The organism is Mesorhizobium sp. M7A.F.Ca.MR.362.00.0.0, assembly GCF_004023175.1.
Classification (GTDB): Bacteria; Pseudomonadota; Alphaproteobacteria; order Rhizobiales; family Rhizobiaceae; genus Mesorhizobium.
In genome coordinates, this window is the sequence record NZ_RZTF01000398.1 from 1 (window position 1) to 2,641 (window position 2,641).

Annotated in this window: 2 protein-coding genes; both read left to right on the forward strand. The window is 63.0% G+C overall.

Annotation, left to right across the window (positions count from 1 at the left end; translation table 11 throughout):
• Positions 1-189: 189 nt before the first annotated feature.
• Complete coding sequence (locus EOC06_RS31205) at positions 190-1,971, forward strand: acetolactate synthase 3 large subunit (RefSeq protein ID WP_127328932.1); 1,782 nt, start codon at positions 190-192, stop codon at positions 1,969-1,971.
• A gap of 85 nt (positions 1,972-2,056) precedes the next feature.
• On the forward strand, positions 2,057-2,629 hold the full coding sequence (gene ilvN, locus EOC06_RS31210) for an acetolactate synthase small subunit (protein ID WP_023757090.1): 573 nt from the start codon (positions 2,057-2,059) through the stop codon (positions 2,627-2,629).
• Positions 2,630-2,641: the final 12 nt, after the last annotated feature.

Genomic DNA, 2,641 nt, shown 5'->3' on the forward strand with positions numbered 1-2,641 from the left:
CCCTTAGTGTCCGCCACCATGAAAACGGCACTCATTCTCGTAGGAAAGCGCGTGGGCAAGGCGGTGTAACCGCCGGGCGAAAACCCCCCCATGCGCAAGACACAGGCTCCCTCGGGGGCCTTTTTTATTGCCTGAAACACGACTAAACGACCAGCAAACGCCCAATGGCGACAGTACGGGACCAGACCGATGAGCAACGGACAGAACGAGCGGCGCGAGATGACAGGTGCCGAAATGGTGGTGCAGGCGCTGAAGGACAATGGCGTCAAGCATGTCTTCGGCTATCCCGGCGGCGCTGTCCTTCCGATCTATGACGAGATCTTCCAGCAGGACGATGTCGAGCACATACTGGTGCGCCACGAGCAGGGCGCCGGCCATGCGGCCGAAGGCTATGCGCGTTCGACCGGCAAGGCCGGCGTCATGCTGGTGACCTCCGGCCCCGGCGCCACCAATGCGGTGACGCCGCTGCAGGACGCGCTGATGGATTCGATCCCGCTGGTCTGCCTGACGGGGCAGGTGCCGACCTCGCTGATCGGCTCCGACGCTTTTCAGGAATGCGATACGGTCGGCATCACGCGCCCCTGCACCAAGCACAATTGGCTGGTGAAGGACGTCAACGAGCTCGCCGCCACCATCCACGAGGCTTTCCATGTCGCGACCACCGGCCGCCCCGGTCCGGTCGTCGTCGATATTCCGAAGGACGTGCAGTTCGCCAGGGGATTCTACGTCCCGCCGCAGATCGCGCCGCGCACCAGCTACCAGCCCAAGGTCCAGGGCGACCTGGAAAAGGTCAAGGCGGCGGTCGAGCTGATGGCCAGCGCCAAGAAGCCGATCATCTATAGCGGCGGCGGCGTCATCAATTCCGGCCCGGAAGCGAGCCATCTGCTGCGCGAACTGGTCGATCTTACCGGTTTCCCGATTACCTCGACGCTGATGGGCCTCGGTGCCTATCCGGCATCGGGCAAGAACTGGATGGGCATGCTCGGCATGCACGGCACCTATGAAGCCAACATGGCCATGCATGACTGCGACGTGATGATCTGCATCGGCGCGCGTTTCGACGACCGCATCACCGGCCGGCTGACCGCCTTCTCGCCGAACTCGAAGAAGATCCACATCGACATCGATCCGTCGTCGATCAACAAGAACGTCCACACCGAGGTGCCGATCATCGGCGATGTCGGCCGGGTGCTGGAGGATATGGTGCGGCTGTGGCGCGCGAGCGCCAAGGCTGACAAGAAGGCGCTCTACCCCTGGTGGGAGCAGATCGCCAAATGGCGTGCGCGCGACTCGCTCGCCTACAAGATGAACAACGACGTGATCATGCCGCAATACGCCATCGAGCGGCTCTACGAACTGACCAAAGGTCTGGACACCTACATCACCACCGAGGTCGGCCAGCACCAGATGTGGGCGGCGCAGCACTATCATTTCGAGAAGCCGAACCGCTGGATGACGTCAGGCGGGCTGGGCACGATGGGTTACGGCCTGCCGGCGGCGCTCGGCGTGCAGATCGCGCATCCCGACGCGCTGGTCATCGACATCGCCGGCGACGCTTCGGTGCAGATGACGATGCAGGAGATGAGCGCTGCCGTGCAGCACGACGCGCCGATCAAGATCTTCATCCTGAACAACCAGTATATGGGCATGGTGCGGCAGTGGCAGCAGCTGCTGCACGGCAACCGGCTGTCGCATTCCTACACCGAAGCGATGCCCGACTTCGTCAAGCTGGCCGAGGCCTATGGCGGACACGGCATTCGCTGCGAGAAGCCGGACGAACTGGACGACGCGATCAAGGAGATGATCTCGGTCAGGAAGCCGGTGCTGTTCGACTGCCGCGTGGCGACGCTCGCCAACTGCTTCCCGATGATCCCATCGGGCAAGGCGCACAATGAGATGCTCTTGCCCGACGAGGCGACCGACGAGGCGGTGGCCAACGCCATCGACGCCAAGGGCAGGGAACTGGTGTAGCCGGCAGAACCAAGGCAGGGCTGTCGCGAGAAAGCCCTGCGCAAACAGAGAATTAGCTCAAGAGCTTGAAATCGAGATTCATGTCATGAACGCACAGCTACAACCGACCGGCTCCGCCTATTTCATCGCCAAGGAGACGGAGAAGCCGGAAAACCACACGCTTTCCGTGCTGGTCGACAATGAGCCGGGCGTGCTTGCCAGGGTCATCGGCCTGTTTTCCGGGCGTGGCTACAACATCGAGAGCCTGACCGTCTCCGAGACCGAGCATGAGAAGCATTTGTCGCGCATCACCATCGTGACGCGCGGCACGCCGCATGTGCTGGAGCAGATCAAGCACCAGCTCGAGCGCATCGTGCCGGTGCACCGCGTCGTCGACCTGACCGTGCGTTCGCATGAATCCGGCCAGGAGCGGCCGCTGGAGCGCGAACTGGCGCTGGTCAAAGTCGCCGGCACCGGCGAGGCCCGGGTCGAGGCGTTGCGCCTGGCCGATGCGTTCCGCGCCAGCGTCATCGACGCCAACACCGAGCATTTCATCTTCGAGATCACCGGCAAGGGCTCCAAGATCGACCAGTTCATCGCCATCATGAAACCGCTCGGCCTGGTTGAAATCTGCCGCACCGGCGTGGCGGCGTTGAACCGCGGCCCGCAGGCGATGTAGGACTTCGGCGGT